This window comes from Amycolatopsis keratiniphila (genome assembly GCF_000400635.2).
In the GTDB taxonomy this organism is placed as follows: domain Bacteria; phylum Actinomycetota; class Actinomycetes; order Mycobacteriales; family Pseudonocardiaceae; genus Amycolatopsis; species Amycolatopsis keratiniphila.
This window is the reverse complement of sequence record NC_021252.1, coordinates 4,659,159-4,676,027: the sequence shown is the minus strand read 5'-3', so window position 1 is coordinate 4,676,027 and position 16,869 is coordinate 4,659,159. Positions and strand designations below refer to the sequence as shown.

The window sequence follows — 16,869 nt, the reverse complement described above, 5'->3', positions numbered from 1 at the left end:
ATGACACTGGTCGTCGTGGGCGCGTCGCTGGCCGGGTTGCGCGCGGTGGAGGCGGCGCGCCGGGACGGATACCGAGGCCGGATCGTGCTGATCGGCGCGGAGGACCATCCGCCCTACGACCGGCTCCCGTTGTCGAAGTCGTTCCTCGACGCGGAAGGCCCCGGCAAGGTCGAGCCGTTCCATGGCGAGGACGTGTTGCGCGACGAGTTCGGTGTCGAACTGATGCTCGGCGCCCCCGCGGACGGGCTCGACACCACCGCCCGCGAGGTTTCGGTGGCGGGGACGACGGTTCCGTACGAGGCGCTGGTGATCGCGACCGGCGCCACCGCGCGGCGGCTGCCCGGAAGCGAGGGGATCGCCGGGGTCCACACGTTGAGGACCGCCGAGGACGCGCTGGCGGTCCGTGCCGCGCTCGACGCCGGGGCACGCACGGTCGTGATCGGCGCGGGCTTCATCGGCTCGGAGGTGGCGGCCGCGGCACGGAAGCGCGGGCTGTCGTCGACGATCGTCGAAACACTCGACGTCCCGCTCACCCGGTCCGTCGGCGCCGAGGCCGGTGCGGTGTGCGCCGCGCTGCACCGGGAGGCGGGTACGGAACTGCGGTTGTCCACCACGGTCACCGGCCTGGAGTCCGACGGCGGCGCGGTGACCGGCGTCCGGCTTTCGACCGGCGAGGTGCTGCCCGCCGATCTGGTGGTCGCCGGCATCGGCGTAGTCCCGGCCACCGGCTGGCTGGCCGGCAGCGGGGTGCCGCTGCACGAGTGCGACGGCGGCGTGGTGTGCGACGCCACGCTCGCGACCGGGGTGCCCGGCGTGTACGCCGCCGGCGATGTCGCCCATGCCGCGAACCCGTTGTTCGACGGTGAGCTGATGCGGCTGGAGCACTGGACGAACGCCGCGGAGCAGGGTGCCGCGGCCGCTCGTCACGCGCTCGCGCCGGAAACGGCGAAGGCGCTGTCGCCGGTGCCGTACTTCTGGTCGGACTGGTACGACCACCGGATCCAGTTCGTCGGCACCCCGAGGGCGGACGAGGTGGTGACCGCCGTCCCGGAGTCCGGTGGTTTCACCGCGCTGTACCGGCGTGGGGACCGGATCGTCGGGGCGCTGACCGTCGACCGGCCGCGCGAGATCATGAAGTACCGTCGCCACATCGCGGGGCGGGCGCCGTGGCCTGAGGCGCTGGCGTTCGCCGCCGAAACGGCCGCTTAGAATGACGATCATGAGTGAGGCACCGGTTGCGGGAGGTCCGTACCGTCAACCGATCGTCGCGTCGGCGATCGAGCTGACCGTGCGTTCCGGCTGGGCCTCGGTGACGATGAGCAAGCTCGCGGAGATCGTCGGCGTCAGCCGCCAGACGGTCTACAACGAACTCGGCTCGAAGACCCAGCTCGCCGAAGCGATGATCTCGCACGAACTCGGCCGGTTCCTCACGGTTGTCCGGGACGCTTTCGAACGGCATCCGGAAGACCTCGTCGAGGCGATCCACGACGCCGTCCGCGGCGTTCTCGAACTCGCCGACGACAATCTCCTGCTGCGCGCCATCGTCTCGGCCACGCACGGCGCCGACACCGAGTTGCTGCCGCTGCTGACGGTGCGGGCCGGGAGCCTGCTGAGCGAAGCGACCGTCATGCTGCGCGGCCGTGTCCGCGCGTACGGTCCGCCGTTGGACGCCGCGCAGCTGGATGTGGCGATCGACGTCGTGGTCCGGACCGTGCTGAGCCACGTCATGCAGCCGTCGGACACCCCGGCACGCACGGCCGACGCGCTGGCGTGGATGGCTTCGCGGGTGCTCGGCGCGACGACGACCCGGTCACTGCGGCATCCTTCGGAGAATTAGGGCCGCGGTTTCCGCCGGGGTCAAGCGCGTGTTGTCGATGCGCACGTGATCGTGGCGCTCGATCAGGTCCTGGGCACAGGTGCGCCGCGATCCGTCGGTGTTCATCACGTAGTCGCGGTCGAATTCGAGCAGATTGGCGCGGGAGAACTCGAGGTCGCGCTTGCTGGGCTTGCGGTCGAGGCGGAGCTCGGTGGTATTCCGCTCGAGGCGTTCGTCGAGATCCGCGTACAACTCGACGAACCGCGTCCGGCCGCCCCGCGACCGGACGATGTCGACGTACGAGCCGATGAGTTCGGTGTCCTCGGGCAGTTCGAGACCCCACACGTAGGTGAAGACGAGGCCGGGCAGCGCGGCGTCGGCCGCCTCCTCGATGACGCGACGACGGAACTCGTTGACAAGCCTGCCGAACGGCGGCGAGCCGAACGGAAAGATGCCGAGCACCGGCTCGACGGCCATGTGGTTGTGGAACAGCTTGAACCCGGTGAGCTTGCACAGCTCCTCGCCGACGGTCATCTTGCCGACGGCGGGCGGTCCGAAGATCACGACGAAGTCCACTCGGCCACGGTAGCGGGGCGCGCGGAATCGTCGGTCCCGTGTGCGACGCTCCACCGATGATCGTCGTGTTCGATGCCGAGCTCTGGGTCTGGGACGCCCGCCGTGGGGAGACCTGGACCTTCGTCAGCCTGCCCCAGGACATCTCCGAGGAGATCCGCGAGATCACCGACGGGCCTCGCCGCGGGTTCGGAGCGGTCCGTGTCCAGGTCGGTATCGGCGGCAGCAAATGGAAGACGTCGATCTTCCCGGACTCCAAACGGGGCGCGTACGTGCTGCCGGTCAAGAAAGCGGTACGCAAGGCCGAAGGAATCGAGGAAGGTGATGTTGCGAAAGTGACCGTCGAGCTGATCGACCTGTGACCGTCAGAGCAGCCGTTCACCGAGCGGCGTCGTCAGGTAGAGGACGCCGCGGCCGGAGCGTTCGCGTGTGACGAGTCCGCTGTCCCGCAGGACCTTGAGGTGCTGGGAGACGGCGCTCGGTGTCACGCCCAAGGCGCGCGCGAGGTCGGTCGTGGTCGCGGGGGAGGACAGCGAGCTCAGGAGAGTGGCTCGCATCCGACCAAGGAGTCTCACCGTGCCAGGCCCGGGAGATCTAGTCCCTGTCGCCCACAGCGCACCGGTTCCCCGAGCCGGATAGCGGATCGTGGTCTGGGTCGACGTGTTGTTCTTGATCAGGACATACGGCGAGCCGAGGACGACCGGCATCAGCACGAGACCGCCAGGTCCTCGTGTGACAACGCTGTGCCGATTCCGCCAGCGCTCACCGGCGAGTGTCACCCGGTCGACGCCCCACCGCAGATCCGGATGCAGATCCGCGAACAGACGCTCGGCACCGCCCGCAGTCAGTTGCCGCGCGCGGAACACGACGTCGGCGTCCAGTACCGCTCGCATCCGCGGCCAATGCGGCGAGACGAGGCGATCGTGGGCTTCGCGCAGTTCGTCGGCGATTTCTCGAAGGCCGGATCGAGGATTGTCGGCCAGCGCGGCTGCGGCGCGGGGACGCTTCGCGCCGAAGACCCGGTCGAGGCTCGCCCTTACCCGGGCTTCGGGGGTTCGCCGCACCGCGTCGAGGTCCTTTTCGAGCGATGCGCCGGAATCCCGAGGAGCGGGGACGAGGAACTCGGGCCAGCTGAGCCTGCCGTTGACGAGCAGTGGCCAAGTCCGGGGAAGATCGAGCGGCGCGCGATCGAGTTCTTCCCGCGCCCACCGCAGCCAGGGCAGATTGACCGGATTCCGATCGAGACCGGCGATCTGCAGCAGACAGGCCACGGTCTCGGACAGCGGCGAGATCGCGAACCGGGTCGCGGCCAGTTCGGCGACGCCCAGCTCGATGGTCATCGGCATCGTCCGAGTATGTAGCCCAGGCCTAAATGGTGTCTCCGGAACACCGGGCGCCGCCACGATCCGACCATGCCCGACCTACCCCGCGCCTACCGACGGCTTTGGTGGGCCACCGGGATCGACAGCCTCGGCAATGGCGTCTTCACGGCGGCGCTGCCTCTGCTGGCGGTGACGGTGAGCCATGACGCCAGGTACGTCGCTCTGGTCTCCGCCGCGACGTACCTGCCGTGGCTTCTGCTGTCGCTCACCGCCGGCTCCGTGGTCGACAGGGTCGACCGGACGACCCTCATGTGGCGGACGCAGGCGCTCCAAGCGGTGATCGTCGGCGTGCTCACCGCGCTCGTCGCGGCAGGGGCCGTCACCGTGCCCGTGCTCGTCCTGCTCGCGTTCGCGCTGGGGGCGTGCGACGTCTTCTACGACAACGCGGCGCAGACGGCGATTCCGGATCTCGTCCCGAAAGGCTTGCTGCACCAGGCGAACGGCAGACAGCAGGTGGCGATGATCGTGGGCAGGCAGTTCCTGGGCCCGCCTCTCGGCAGCTTCTTCTTCGCGCTCGCCTGGACGTTGCCATTCGCCGTCGACGCCATGTCGTTCGTCCTCGCCGCGGTACTCCTGGCGAAGCTGCCGAGACGAGGCGGCCAAGCGGAAAGCGTGAAGGTCCTCGATGGACTTCGGTGGCTGATGAGGCATCGCCTGCTTCGTACTCTCGCGGTGCTGTTGGGCATCAACACCTTCTGTGGTCAGCTCGGGAACGCGACGCTCGTCCTCTTCGTGACCGACGTGCTGCATCTCGGCGCCGGGGTGTTCGGTCTGCTGCTCGCCGGTGCGGCGATCGGAGGCGTCGTGGGTGGGCTGGTGATCACACGCCTGGTCGCCTGGCTCGGCGACCTCCGCGCGCTGCTCGTCTCGCTCGCCGTGAACGCCGTCGTTTTCGCCGGAATGGGGTTCAGCCCGAACATCGCCGTACTCGGCGGGTTCTGGGCGGTGAGCAGTTTCGTGACGACCATCTGGAACGTCGTCACCGTCGGCGTCCGGCAGCAGGAGGTGCCGTCGGCTCTGCTCGGCCGGGTCAACAGCGTCTACCGGCTGCTCGGCTGGGGATTGATGCCGCTCGGCGCGCTGACCGGCGGGCTTCTCGCGCACAGGTTCGGGCTTCGCGTTCCCTATCCCGTCGCGGGCGTCGTGCGCGGCCTCGCCCTCCTGGCCGCGCTTCCGGTGCTCATCCCGGCGATGCGCGGCGCTACTCCTCGGTAAGCTCGGCCAGCTGGTCCGCGGCGTCCTGGTTCCCGCCCGCGGCCAGCCGCCGCAGCTCGTCCAGCGCACCCAGTTCGGTCGCCGTCTCGATCAGCTGGTCGGCCGCGTCGCTACTGCCGGCATCGGCCAGCCGCCGGAGTTCGGCCAGGTCACCGCGTTCGGCGGCGTCCTGGATCCGTTCGTCGACGGCGTCCTGGTCAGCGCTCATGGTGACCAGGGTACGGGCAATGCGTTCATTCCCGGCCGGTCTTCGCCAGTTTCGACGGCCACCAGATCTTCCGTCCGACGTCCACCGTCAGAGCCGGGACCAGCAGCGAACGCACCAGGAGCGTGTCGAGCAGGACGCCGAACGCGACGATGAAAGCCAGCTGTGCCAGGAAGAGGATCGGCAGGACGGCGAGGGCGGCGAAGGTCGCCGCGAGTACGACACCCGCGGACGTGATCACGCCGCCGGTGACGCGCAGACCGCGGAGCGTCCCCTCCCGCGTGCCGATCCTGCCCGCCTCTTCGCGGACCCTCGTCATCAGGAAGATGTTGTAGTCGATCCCCAGCGCGACAAGGAAGACGAAGCCGAAGAGCGGGACGACGGGGTCGGCACCGGGGAAGTCGAAGACGTGGTTGAACACCAGCGCCGACACTCCCATCGTCGCGGCGAAGGACAGCACCACCGTGCCGATCAGCAGCAGCGGCGCCAGCAGTGATCGCAGCAGCAGCGCGAGCACGAGGAAGATCACGACCAGGACGATCGGGATGATCACCATCCGGTCGTGCTCGGAGGTCTCCCGGGTGTCGAGCAGCGTCGCGGTGGGCCCGCCGACCTTGGTGCCGTCGACGGTGTGCACCGCGTCGCGGATCCGTTGCACCGTCGCGACGGCCGCGTCGGAGTCCGGGGGATCGGCGAGCACGGCGTCGATCTTCGCGAGCCCGCCCGCTTCGGGGCCTTGGCGGACGTCGGAGACTCCGGGGACACGCGCCAGCGCGGCGACGGTCTGAGCCTGACCGGCGGGGGTGATGATCACTGTCGGCGAGCCGGAGCCGCCGGGGAAGTAGCGCGAGAGGACTTCCTGTCCCGCGACGGAATCGACCGGCGTGAGGAAGACGTCGGACTGCGCGGTGCCGGAAGCCTTGAGCTGGGGGAGGAACGCGCCGCCCGCGAGCAGGACGACGGTCGTGACGATCCAGATCGTCCGCGGTGCGCGGGCGACCAGGCCCGACACGCGTGCCCAAAGCCCGCCGGTCTCGTCGCGGGGCGGCGCCACCGCCGGGCGGAAGGGCCAGAAGGCGTTGCGCCCGCACAAGGCCAGGACGGCGGGCAGGAACGTGATGGTCGTGACGAAGGCGGCGCCGATGCCGATGGCGGCGACCGGGCCGAGCCCCTTGTTGGAGTTCAGATCGCTGAACAGCAGGCACAGCACGCCGAGGATCACGGTCCCGGCGGAGGCCGCGATCGGCTCGATGGTCGAGCGCCAGGCCGTGCGGAGCGCGGCGCGGGCGTCCTCGGTCGTCCGGAGTTCTTCGCGATAGCGCGAGATCATCAGGAGCGCGTAGTCGGTGGCGGCGCCGAAGACGAGGATGAACAGGATCCCCTGGCTCTGCCCGTTCAGTGCCAGCACGTCGTGATCCGCGAGCAGGTACACCGCGAGACTCGCCGTGCCCAGCGCGAACACCGCCGACAACAGCACGAGCAGGGGAAGGAGCGGGCTGCGGTAGACGATGACCAGGATGACCGCGACCACCGCGCCCGCGACCAGGAGCAGCAGCCCGTCGATCCCGCCGAACGCCTCCTTGAGGTCGGCGACCTGCGCGGCGGGACCGGTCACGAGCACTTTCAACCCGTCCGGGGTGTCGCGGGCGAGCGACTCCCGCAGTGCGTCGACGCCGTCACCGGGGTCGGTCGTGGCGTCCAGGAGCACCACCACCTGCGCGCCCGCGTTGCTCTGCGGCGCGGGCACGAGCCGCGCGTTCGACGTCCGGTCGGCGAGGAACCGCTTGTCGGCCTCGGTCAGGCCGGACGGCCGCTCGGCGACGACGATCGCCGGGATGACGGCGGCGCTGGAGAACTGCTTCTGGAGCTCGGCCACTTCGGTCGCTTCGGCCGACGCCGGCAGGAAACTGCTGCTGTCGTTCTCCGTGACCTGGCTGAGCTTGCCCGCGTACGGGCCGCTGAAGCCGCCGAAGATCAGCCAGGCGACGGCCACCAGGGCCGGGAGCAACCACCGCAGACGTGACCGCGTGCGGGCGGGACGTTCGACTTCCGAGATCATGGACGGATGGCTCCAGTGCTACTTCGACGAGTGAATAGTTCGACCATCGAAATAGTAGAGTGGTCATCCGGACGGGGCAACGTGAGGGGAGCTACCCGACATGGCTGAGGACGCCGGACAGGTCACGGACGACCTGCTCGTACTCCTGCTGCGGCAGCTGACCGTCGAATCGGATCGGTTCGCGGAAATGTTCGGGGAGAAGCACGGCCTGCACCGGACCGACCTCAACGCGCTCGCGGTGATCATGGACGCCGCCAGGATGGGGGCGCCGATGAGTCCGAGCACGCTGGCGAGCGCGTTGCACCTGAGCGCGTCGGCGACGACGGCGGTCCTGGACCGGCTGGAGCGGGCCGGGCACCTCCATCGCGACCGGAGTGCGACCGACCGGCGCAAGGTCGAGTTGCGGATGCACGAAAAGGCGCGGGAGATCGGCGCCGAGTTCTTCATGCCTCTCGGAAAGCGCTACGCCGAAGCGTGGCGGGAGATGGGGGAGGACGAGCGTCGGACGGTCGTCCGGTTCCTCCGGGGCACCATCGCCGCGACCGTCGAAGTGCGAGGCAGGCTGGCACCGTGAACACTCGGGAGTATGCGATGTGTGGTGCTAGGTGCGACGGGATATGTCGGCGGACGGCTGGTGCCGCAACTGCTCGAAGCGGGTCACGAGGTGCGCGTGGTGGCCCGCTCACCGGAGAAGGTCGCCGAGGAGCCGTGGCGTGACCGTGTCGAGGTCGAACGCGGAGACATCACGGATCCGTCCTCGATCGAGGCGGCGCTGACCGGCTGCGAGGTCGTCTACTACCTCGTGCATTCGCTGGCGCGCAAGGATTTCGTCGACGTCGACCGCGAGGGGGCGAAGACGGTCGCCGAGGCGGCCAAGACCGCGGGCGCGCGGCGGCTGGTGTACCTGGGCGGCATCGTGCCGGACGACGAGGAGTTGTCGCCGCACCTGGCGTCGCGCGCGGAAGTGGGCCGGGTCCTGCTGGACTCCGGGGTGCCCGCGATCGTCCTGCAGGCCGCGGTGATCATCGGCTCCGGCTCGGCGAGTTTCGAAATGCTGCGCTACCTGACGGAGCGGCTCCCGGCGATGGTCACGCCGCGCTGGGTGCGCAACCGCATCCAGCCGATCGCGATCCGGGACGTGCTGCACTACCTCGTGCACGCCGCGGATCTGCCCTCCGACGTGAACGGTGCCTTCGACATCGGCGGGCCCGACGTGCTGACCTACTTGGACATGATGCGCCGCTACGCCGTCGTGGCGGGCTTGCCGAGGCGCGCCGTCGTACCGGTGCCGGTGCTGACCCCGTGGCTGTCCGCGCAATGGGTCAACCTGGTCACGCCCGTGCCGAAGGCGATCGCGGTGCCGCTGATCGAGTCGCTGGTGCACGAGGTCGTCTGTCACGACCACGCGATCGCCGAGCACATCCCCGACCCGGAGGCGGGGCTGACCCACTACGAGCACGCCGTCGAACTGGCGCTGTCCCGGATCCGCAACGCCGACGTGCCGACCCGCTGGTCGGACGCGTCGGGCGACGCGGCGCCCTCGGATCCGCTGCCGAGCGATCCGGACTGGGCGGGCGGGACCGTTTACGAGGACAAGCGCGAGCAGCTGACGGACGCCTCGCCGGAGGCGCTGTGGGACGTCATCGAGTCCATCGGCGGGGAACACGGGTGGTACTCGTTCCCGCTGGCCTGGTCGGTCCGCGGCTGGGCCGACCGGCTGGTCGGCGGCGTCGGGTTGCGGCGCGGCAGGCGGGATCCGCGACGGCTGCATCTCGGCGAGGCACTGGACTGGTGGCGCGTGGAGTACCTCGACCGGCCGCGGCTCCTGCGGTTGCGCGCGGAGATGAAGCTGCCCGGGCGTGCCTGGCTCGAACTCGGCGTCGAGTCCGATGAGGACGGTCGGACGATCTACCGGCAGCGCGCGGTGTTCGAGCCGCACGGGCTGGCCGGGCACGCGTACTGGAAGGGGATCGCGCCGTTCCACGGTGTCGTCTTCGGTGGCATGGTCCGCAACATCACCGGTGCCGCGCAAGGAGAAGCCGGCTGATCGATCGTCATGACCGGGGTGGGGCGGTGCTGGAGCGCACGACGAGTTCGGTCGGGACGCTGATCGCCCCCGCCTCCCCCGCCTCAGACATCCCGGCCAGAAGGGCCGCGACGGCTCGCTTCCCGACCTCGCCGAACGACTGCCGGACGGTGGTGAGCGGCGGCCAGAAGTGGGCGGCCTCGTCCATGTCGTCGAAGCCGACGACGCTCACCTCACCAGGGACGGACCGGCCCTTTTCGTGGATCGCTCGCAACAGTCCGAGCGCCATCTGGTCGTTGGCGGCGAACACGGCGGTGACCGCGGGATCGCCCGCCAGCCGGACGCCGTGTTCGTACCCGGACCGCGACGACCAGTCGCCGGTGAGCGGTGGCGGCACCTTCCGTCCCGCGTCCTCCAAGGTCTCCTGCCACGACTTCCGGCGGCGTTCGGCCGCGTAGGACTCGGGTGGTCCGGCCACATGCCAGACGGTCTCGTGGCCGAGGTCGAGCAGATGCCTGGTCGCGGCGGTGGCGCCGGAAGCCTGGTCGAAGTCGACCACCGGATGGTCGCGCCGCCCGCCCGCGTCGATGACGACGACCGGGAGCCCGTGGGGGAGTTCGATCTCGCTCTGGTCCAGTTCGTGTTGCTCGATCAGGATGATGACGCCGTCGACGGCCTGTTCGTCCAACCTGCTGAAGGCTCCCGACACCTCGCCTTGGGACGGCCTGCTCACCGGCATGAGGACGATCGAGAACCCTTCGACGGCGGCCGCGGACGCGACGGCGTCGAGGGTCCGGCTGTTGCCGAACGTCGAGAGCGCGGAGATGATCACGCCGATACTGCGGAAGCGGCCGTTGCGCAGCGCGCGGGCGGCGCTGTTGGGGCGGTAGCCCACCCGGCGCATGGCGGCGAGCACGCGTTCGCGCGTCGCCTCGTCGACGTTCGACCGGCCGTTCGCGACCCGGGAGACGGTCTGACCGGACACGCCGGCTTCCCTGGCGACGTCGGCCATCGACGGCCCGCGGCCGCTCCTGGACATGTTCACGTCAACACGATAGCCTCCGCCGGTCTGATGTTGACGTAAACATCTCACGAGCCGCGCCATTCTCGCCAGAATCCGGAGGGACGATGACGTCCACAGCGGTCGCGCCGACGCCGGCGCCGCCCCGCCGTGCGGCCACCGCGCGCCGCGCCCGCCGCGACTGGCGAGGCTGGCTTTTCGTCGCCCCGTTCATGCTGGTGTTCGCGCTGACGTTTCTTGCCCCGACCGGCTACGCGTTCGTCCTGAGCCTGTTCCGCGAACAGGCATTCTTCGGCGGCACGACGTTCGTCGGGGTGGACAACTACGCGCAGGTGCTCGCCGACCCGAAGTTCTGGGACTCCTTCCAGCGGGTGCTGGTGTTCCTCGCCGTGCAGGTGCCGATCATGCTGGTGCTCGCGCTGATCGCGGCGCTGGCGATCGACAGCGCCCGGCTGCACGCCGCCGGTTTCTTCCGGGTCGTGATCTTCCTGCCCTACGCCGTACCCGCCGTGGTCGCCGCGCTGATGTGGGGATTCCTCTACGGCGACCACTTCGGGCTGGCCGCCGATCTGAACCACCTGCTCGGCCGCGACGTGGTGAAACCGTTGTCGGACAACTGGATGCTCGCTTCCATCGGCAACGTCGTCACCTGGGAGTTCGCCGGGTACAACATGCTCATCTTCTACTCCGCGCTGAAGGTGATCCCCAAGGAACAGTTCGAGGCCGCGGCGATCGACGGCGCCGGCGCGTTCCGCACCATCCTGAGCGTGAAGCTGCCCGCGCTGCGCGGGGCGATCGTCATCGCCACGATCTTCTCGATCATCGGCAGCTTCCAGCTGTTCAACGAACCGAACATCATGCGCACCCTGGCGCCCAACGTGATCGGCACGTTCTACACGCCGAACATGTACGCCTACAACCTTTCCTTCGGCGCGCAGCAGTACAACTACTCCGCCACCGTGGCGATCGTGATGGGCGTCATCACCGCGGTCATCGCCTATGTCGTGCAGCTGCGCGGATCCCGGAAGGGGATGTGATGGCGACGTTCTCGGTGACGCGGCCACGGAAGTCGCGTGTCCTCACCGCCGTCATGGCGCTGTACCTGATCTACACGCTCGTGCCGCTGGTGTGGCTGGTGATCAACGCGACCAAGACGCAGCCGGCCCTGTTCACCACGTCGGGCCTGGCGTTCGGCGGGCCGTTCGCGTTGTTCGACAACATCGGCGAGACCTTCACCTACGACAACGGGATCTTCCTGCGCTGGCTGGGGAACACGCTGCTCTACGTCGTGGTGGGCGCCGGGGGAGCGACCGTCCTGGCCACCGCGGCCGGGTACGGCCTGGCGAAGTACCGTTTTCCCGGCCGCCGTGCGGTGTTCGCGGTCGTACTGGGCGCGGTCGCGGTCCCCGGTACGGCGCTCGCGGTGCCGACCTTCCTGATGTTCAGCGAACTCGGCCTCACCAACACGCCGCTCGCGATCATCATCCCGTCGCTCATCAGCCCGTTCGGCCTGTACCTGATCTGGGTGTACGCCTCCGACGCCATCCCCGACGAGCTGCTGGAAGCGGCGCGGATCGACGGCGCGGGGGAGATCCGCATCTTCCTCACCGTGACACTGCGCCAGCTGGCGCCGGGGATCGTCACGGTGGCCCTGTTCACCGTGGTGTCCACTTGGAACAACTACTTCCTCCCGCTGATCATGCTCAGCGAGCCGAAGTGGTATCCGCTCACCGTCGGGCTCAACCAGTGGAGCGCGCAGGCCTCCGGGGCGGGCGCCCAGCCGGTCTACCACCTGGTGCTGACCGGTTCGCTGCTCACCATCGTCCCGCTCGTCATCGCCTTCCTGCTCATGCAGCGCTACTGGCAGTCCGGGCTGAGCGCGGGCAGCGTCAAGCAATGATCACCGTCCCGAAAGGACATTCGATGTCGCGAATCCACAGACGCGTCAAGGCAGCCGTCGCCGTCGCCTTGACCGCGGCACTGGCCGTCGGTTGTTCGTCCGGTGCGGAGGGCCCGGCCACCGGGTCGCAGGACTCGGTCGACGCCGCGCTCAAGGCGGGCGGCACGATCACGTACTGGAGCTGGACGCCGTCCGCGAAGGACCAGGTCGCCGCGTTCGAGAAGGAGTTCCCGAACGTCAAGGTCAACTACGTCAACGCCGGTACCAACAAGGAGCAGTACACCAAACTGCAGAACGCGATCAAGGCGGGCTCCGGGGCGCCGGACGTCGCGCAGATCGAGTACTACGCGTTGCCGCAGTTCGCGCTCACCGATTCGCTGGCCAATCTCGATCAGTACGGCTTCGGGGCCTTCGAAAAGGACTACACGCCCTCGACCTGGTCCAGTGTCCGGGTGAATAACGGCCTATACGGCCTCCCGCAGGACTCCGGTCCGATGGCGTTGTTCTACAACAAAGAAGTCTTCGACGCCCACGGCATCGCCGTGCCGAAGACCTGGGACGAGTACGTCGCCGCGGCCAAGAAGCTGAACACGGCCGACCCCGGCAAGTACCTCACCTCCGACACCGGCGACCCCGGCTTCGCCACCAGCATGATCTGGCAGGCGGGCGGGAAACCGTTCACCTCCGACGGCCGGAACGTCAAGGTCGACCTGGCCGACGCGGGCACCAAGAAGTGGACGGCCACCTGGAACCAGCTGGTCGAGGGCAAGCTCCTCGCCCCGATCAAGGAGTGGTCCGACGACTGGTTCCGCGCACTCGGTGACGGCACCATCGCCTCGCTCGTCACCGGCGCCTGGATGCCGGGCAACTTCAAGTCCTCGGTGCCCGGCGGCGCGGGCAAATGGGCGGTGGCGCCGATGCCGACCTACGACGGACAGCCGGTCACCGCGGAGAACGGCGGCAGCACGCAGTCGGTGCTGAAGCAGAGCGGCAACCCGGCGCTGGCCGCGGCGTTCGTCCGCTGGCTCAACCACGGCAACGGGGTCAAGCCGTTCATCGCCAGCGGCGGCTTCCCGGCGACGACGGCCGACCTGAACTCGCCCGCCTTCCTCGACCAGGCCGATCCCTACTTCGGCGGCCAGAAGATCAACCAGGTGCTCAACGACGCGTCGAAGAACGTCGCGAAGGGCTGGAGCTACCTGCCGTACCAGACCTACGCCAACAGTGTCTTCAGTGACACGGTCGGCAAGGCCTACCTCGGCGGCACCTCGCTCGACGCCGGACTGAACGCCTGGCAACAGGCGATCGTCGACTACGGCAACCAGCAGGGCTTCACCGTCAGCGCGGGGTGAGGCGTGGGCATCGAGATTGAAGCCGACGTCTCCGACGTGATCGGGCCGGTGCCGCGACGGCTGTCCGGCTCCTTCGTCGAGCACATGGGCCGGTCCGTCCACACCGGGATCTTCGAACCCGGACACTCCACTTCGGACGGTCAGGGTTTCCGTGGCGACGTCCTCGGGCTGGTCCGCGAGCTGGGTCCGTCCGTCGTCCGCTATCCCGGCGGGAACTTCGTTTCCGCGTACCGCTGGGAGGACGGCGTCGGGCCGGTGGAAAGCCGGCCCGTCCGGCTCGATCCCGCGTGGCACAGCATCGAGTCGAACCGTTTCGGGCTGCACGAGTTCGCGGCGTGGGCGGAGGCCGCTGAGGTCGAGGTGATGTACGCGGTCAACCTCGGCACCCGCGGTGTCCAGGAGGCCGCCGACGTCCTCGAGTACTGCAACCACCCCGGCGGAACGGAACTGAGCGAGCGGCGGCGCGCGAACGGCGCCGACCGCCCGTTCGGGTTCCGGCTGTGGTGTCTCGGCAACGAGATGGACGGGCCGTGGCAGGTCGGGCACAAGACCGCGGACGAGTACGGCCGGCTGGCCGCCGAGACCGCGCGTCTCATGCGGATGATCGACCCCGATGTCGAACTCGTGGTCGCGGGGAGTTCGAACAGTGAGATGCCGACATTCGGCGCGTGGGAGCGCACCGTCCTGGAACACACCGCGGGGCTCGTCGACCACCTCTCATTGCACGCCTACTACCAGGAACACGACGGCGACGTCGCCAGTTACCTCGCCAGCTCCACCGCGCTTGACGGCTACATCCGGACCACCGGCGGGATCATCGACGACGTCCTGGCGAAGGCCGGGCTGGACAAGAAGATCGGCATCAGCGTCGACGAGTGGAACGTCTGGGATCAGCGCCACTGGAACGAAGTCGAGCAACGGGAACTGATCGACGGCGGCTGGCGTGAACAGCCGCGGATCATCGAAGACGACTACACCGTCACCGACGCGGTCGTCGTCGGATCCCTGCTCGGCTCCCTGCTGCGCAACGTCGACCGCGTCACGATGGCCAACCAGGCGCAGCTGGTGAACGTCATCGCGCCGATCCGGACCGAGCCCGGTGGCCGGGCGTGGCGGCAGTCGACGTTCCACCCGTTCAGCCTCACCTCGGCGCTGGCCGTGGGGAACAGCCTCTGGCTCAGCGTCACGGGTGACACCGTCCACACCGGACTCTGCGGCCGCGTGGACGTCGTCGACGCGGCGGCGACCTTCGACGAAGACGGCCGCTGTGCCGTGTTCCTCACCAATCGCGCGACCGGCTCCTCGACCGACGTCCGGCTGCGTATCCGCGGCGCGCGACTGGCGCTCGCGGAGACCTGGACCGTCGCGGCTCCCGACGGACACGACCGTCATCTCACGAATTCAGCCGACGCGGAGCCGGTCCGGCCCGTCCCGTTGCCCGGCGCGACAGTCGCGCACGATCCGGAAGGAACCATCATCACCGTCACCCTCCCACCCCTTTCCTGGACCGCGTTCCGGCTGACCTCGGAGGTGGTCCGGGATGCCTGAGTTCACCATCGGGGAGACCGACTTCCTGCTCGACGGGAAACCGTTCCAGATCATTTCCGGAGCGCTGCACTACTTCCGTGTGCATCCGGACCTCTGGGCCGATCGGATCGACAAGGCCCGCCGCATGGGTCTCAACACCATCGAGACCTACGTCGCCTGGAACGCGCACTCGCCGGAGCAGGGCGAGTTCGCTGTCTCCGGCGGCCTCGACCTCGACCGGTTCCTCCGGCTGATCGCCGAGGCCGGGATGTACGCGATCGTCCGGCCCGGGCCGTACATCTGCGCGGAATGGGACAACGGCGGCCTGCCGGCCTGGCTGCTGCGGGACCCCGAACTCCGCGTCCGTGAGTTCGAACCGCACTACCTCGCCGCCGTCCGCGGCTACCTGGACGACGTGTACCGCGTGGTGGCGCCGCACCAGATCGACCGGGGCGGGCCGGTGCTGCTCGTGCAGGTGGAGAACGAGTACGGCGCCTTCGGTTCCGACAAGCGGTACCTGGCCGCGCTGACCGACCACACCCGCGCCGCCGGGATCACCGTCCCGCTGACCACGGTGGACCAGCCGACCCACGAGATGCTGGCGAACGGCGGTCTCGACGGGGTGCTCCACCGGACGGCGTCGTTCGGTTCGCAGAGCACGGCACGGCTCAAGACGCTGCGGGAGCACCAGCCGACGGGTCCCTTGATGTGCAGCGAGTTCTGGAACGGCTGGTTCGACCATTGGGGCGCGCACCACCACACCACCTCGGTCGAAGACTCGGCGGCGGATCTCGACGCACTGCTCGCGGCCGGCGCCTCGGTCAACCTGTACATGTTCCACGGCGGCACGAACTTCGGGCTCACCAACGGGGCCAACGACAAGGGCGTCTACCAGCCGCTCGTCACCTCGTACGACTACGACGCCCCGCTCGACGAAGCGGGCGATCCGACGCCGAAGTACCACGCGTTCCGCGAGGTGATCGCGCGCTACCACAAGGTCCCCGACAGCGTTCCGCCCGAGGCACGGCCGGCCCCGGCGCCGGTCGCGGCCCTGAGCGACCCCACGTGGCTGCTCGACTCGCCGCGCCGCTGGGGGACCGCGCAGGAGCACGAGAACCTGCCCACCTTCGACGAACTGACCCCGGCCCCGCGCCTGGCATTCCTGCGGACGACCATCGACGCCGGGCGGCCCGGCGTGCTCATCTTCGGCGAGGTGCGGGACCGGGCGACGGTGTTCTTCGACGGTGACCGCCTCGGCACCCTGCTCCGCGAGCACCACGATCGCGCGATCCCGTTGCCCCGGGCTCGCGGTGAGCTGGTGGTGCTGGTGGAAGACCAGGGCAGGGTGAACTACGGGGAGCGGATCGGTGAGGCCAAGGGGATCATCGGCGGCGTTCGCCTGCACGGCAAGCCCCTGACGGGCTGGGAGGTCATCCCCGTCGACGTGCCCGCGCTGCCGGATCTCCTGCCCGAGGTCTCCGAGGCCGAGCGCCCGGCGGGGCCGTTGTCCGGGCCGGTGACCGTGCGGGGCGGCTTCGAGCTCGACGAGCCCGCCGACCTCTTCCTGGACACCGGGCACTGGGGCAAGGGAATGGTCTGGATCAACGGGTTCATGCTCGGCCGATACTGGCGGCGCGGTCCACAAAGGACGCTGTACGTGCCGCGGCCGGTGGTCCGGGCGGGGCGCAACGACCTCGTCGTGCTGGAGCTGGACACGATGCTCGAACCCGAGGCGAGGTTCGTGCCGCGGCCGCTGTTGGGACACACGGAGGTGTGAGCGAAGGCGTGACTCG

16 protein-coding genes are annotated in these 16,869 nt (G+C 69.2%); 11 read left to right on the top strand and 5 right to left on the bottom strand.

Translation table 11 applies throughout. The annotated features are described in order from the left end of the window. Both AORI_RS62310 and AORI_RS62305 read left to right on the top strand, forming a co-directional pair. Positions 1–1,209 (top strand): NAD(P)/FAD-dependent oxidoreductase, encoded by a 1,209-nt coding sequence (locus AORI_RS62310; protein WP_016334609.1) that lies wholly within the window; start codon positions 1–3, stop codon positions 1,207–1,209. A 1-nt stretch (position 1,210) separates the two neighbouring features. Continuing rightward, on the top strand, positions 1,211–1,837 hold the full coding sequence (locus AORI_RS62305) for a TetR/AcrR family transcriptional regulator (protein ID WP_016334608.1): 627 nt from the start codon (positions 1,211–1,213) through the stop codon (positions 1,835–1,837). On the opposite strand, the gene AORI_RS62300 is transcribed toward AORI_RS62305, so the two are convergent. Continuing rightward, a complete protein-coding gene (locus tag AORI_RS62300; protein ID WP_016334607.1) occupies positions 1,811–2,392 on the bottom strand; it encodes an AAA family ATPase in 582 nt (193 codons plus the stop codon). The genes AORI_RS62305 and AORI_RS62300 overlap by 27 nt on opposite strands. Before the next feature lie 56 nt (positions 2,393–2,448). Between AORI_RS62300 and AORI_RS62295 the strand changes: the two genes are divergently transcribed. Next, positions 2,449–2,751: a DUF1905 domain-containing protein gene (locus AORI_RS62295; RefSeq protein ID WP_043848142.1), complete on the top strand. Its 303-nt coding sequence runs from the start codon at positions 2,449–2,451 to the stop codon at positions 2,749–2,751. A 3-nt stretch (positions 2,752–2,754) separates the two neighbouring features. On the opposite strand, the gene AORI_RS62290 is transcribed toward AORI_RS62295, so the two are convergent. Further along, positions 2,755–3,735 (bottom strand): ArsR/SmtB family transcription factor, encoded by a 981-nt coding sequence (locus AORI_RS62290; RefSeq protein ID WP_228688144.1) that lies wholly within the window; start codon positions 3,733–3,735, stop codon positions 2,755–2,757. A 66-nt stretch (positions 3,736–3,801) separates the two neighbouring features. On the opposite strand from AORI_RS62290, the gene AORI_RS62285 reads away from it, so the two are divergent. After that, positions 3,802–4,986, top strand: coding sequence for an MFS transporter (locus tag AORI_RS62285; RefSeq protein WP_016334604.1), 1,185 nt, complete (start codon positions 3,802–3,804; stop codon positions 4,984–4,986). Here the strand turns inward: AORI_RS62285 and AORI_RS62280 are convergent. After that, positions 4,973–5,194 carry a hypothetical protein gene (locus AORI_RS62280; protein ID WP_016334603.1) on the bottom strand — a complete coding sequence of 74 codons (222 nt, stop codon included), beginning with the start codon at positions 5,192–5,194 and terminating at the stop codon, positions 4,973–4,975. The two genes, AORI_RS62285 and AORI_RS62280, sit on opposite strands and share 14 nt — an antisense overlap. 25 nt (positions 5,195–5,219) lie before the next feature. Continuing rightward, on the bottom strand, positions 5,220–7,250 hold the full coding sequence (locus AORI_RS62275) for an MMPL family transporter (protein ID WP_016334602.1): 2,031 nt from the start codon (positions 7,248–7,250) through the stop codon (positions 5,220–5,222). Between the two features lie 100 nt (positions 7,251–7,350). On the opposite strand from AORI_RS62275, the gene AORI_RS62270 reads away from it, so the two are divergent. Then, complete coding sequence (locus tag AORI_RS62270; protein ID WP_016334601.1) at positions 7,351–7,824, top strand: MarR family winged helix-turn-helix transcriptional regulator; 474 nt, start codon at positions 7,351–7,353, stop codon at positions 7,822–7,824. Between the two features lie 12 nt (positions 7,825–7,836). After that, positions 7,837–9,297 (top strand): SDR family oxidoreductase, encoded by a 1,461-nt coding sequence (locus AORI_RS62265; protein WP_043848141.1) that lies wholly within the window; start codon positions 7,837–7,839, stop codon positions 9,295–9,297. Positions 9,298–9,304: 7 nt separating this feature from the next. Here AORI_RS62265 and AORI_RS62260 read toward each other — a convergent pair whose 3' ends face one another. Further along, a complete protein-coding gene (locus AORI_RS62260; protein WP_043848866.1) occupies positions 9,305–10,315 on the bottom strand; it encodes a LacI family DNA-binding transcriptional regulator in 1,011 nt (336 codons plus the stop codon). 89 nt (positions 10,316–10,404) lie between these two features. On the opposite strand from AORI_RS62260, the gene AORI_RS62255 reads away from it, so the two are divergent. Genes AORI_RS62255 through AORI_RS62235 form a run of 5 tightly spaced genes read left to right on the top strand, consistent with a single transcriptional unit; the run spans position 10,405 to position 16,853 of the window. After that, on the top strand, positions 10,405–11,334 hold the full coding sequence (locus tag AORI_RS62255) for a carbohydrate ABC transporter permease (protein WP_016334598.1): 930 nt from the start codon (positions 10,405–10,407) through the stop codon (positions 11,332–11,334). Further along, a complete protein-coding gene (locus AORI_RS62250) occupies positions 11,334–12,197 on the top strand; it encodes a carbohydrate ABC transporter permease (RefSeq protein WP_016334597.1) in 864 nt (287 codons plus the stop codon). The genes AORI_RS62255 and AORI_RS62250 overlap by 1 nt, the downstream gene beginning before the upstream one ends. 23 nt (positions 12,198–12,220) lie before the next feature. Then, complete coding sequence (locus AORI_RS62245) at positions 12,221–13,549, top strand: ABC transporter substrate-binding protein (RefSeq protein ID WP_043848864.1); 1,329 nt, start codon at positions 12,221–12,223, stop codon at positions 13,547–13,549. Positions 13,550–13,552: 3 nt separating this feature from the next. After that, on the top strand, positions 13,553–15,097 hold the full coding sequence (locus AORI_RS62240) for an alpha-N-arabinofuranosidase (protein ID WP_016334595.1): 1,545 nt from the start codon (positions 13,553–13,555) through the stop codon (positions 15,095–15,097). Further along, the gene (locus AORI_RS62235; protein ID WP_016334594.1) at positions 15,090–16,853 is read left to right on the top strand and encodes a glycoside hydrolase family 35 protein; all 1,764 of its coding nucleotides are present in this window, start codon (positions 15,090–15,092) and stop codon (positions 16,851–16,853) included. Before AORI_RS62240 ends, AORI_RS62235 begins: the two co-directional genes overlap by 8 nt. The last annotated feature ends 16 nt before the right edge of the window (positions 16,854–16,869 follow it).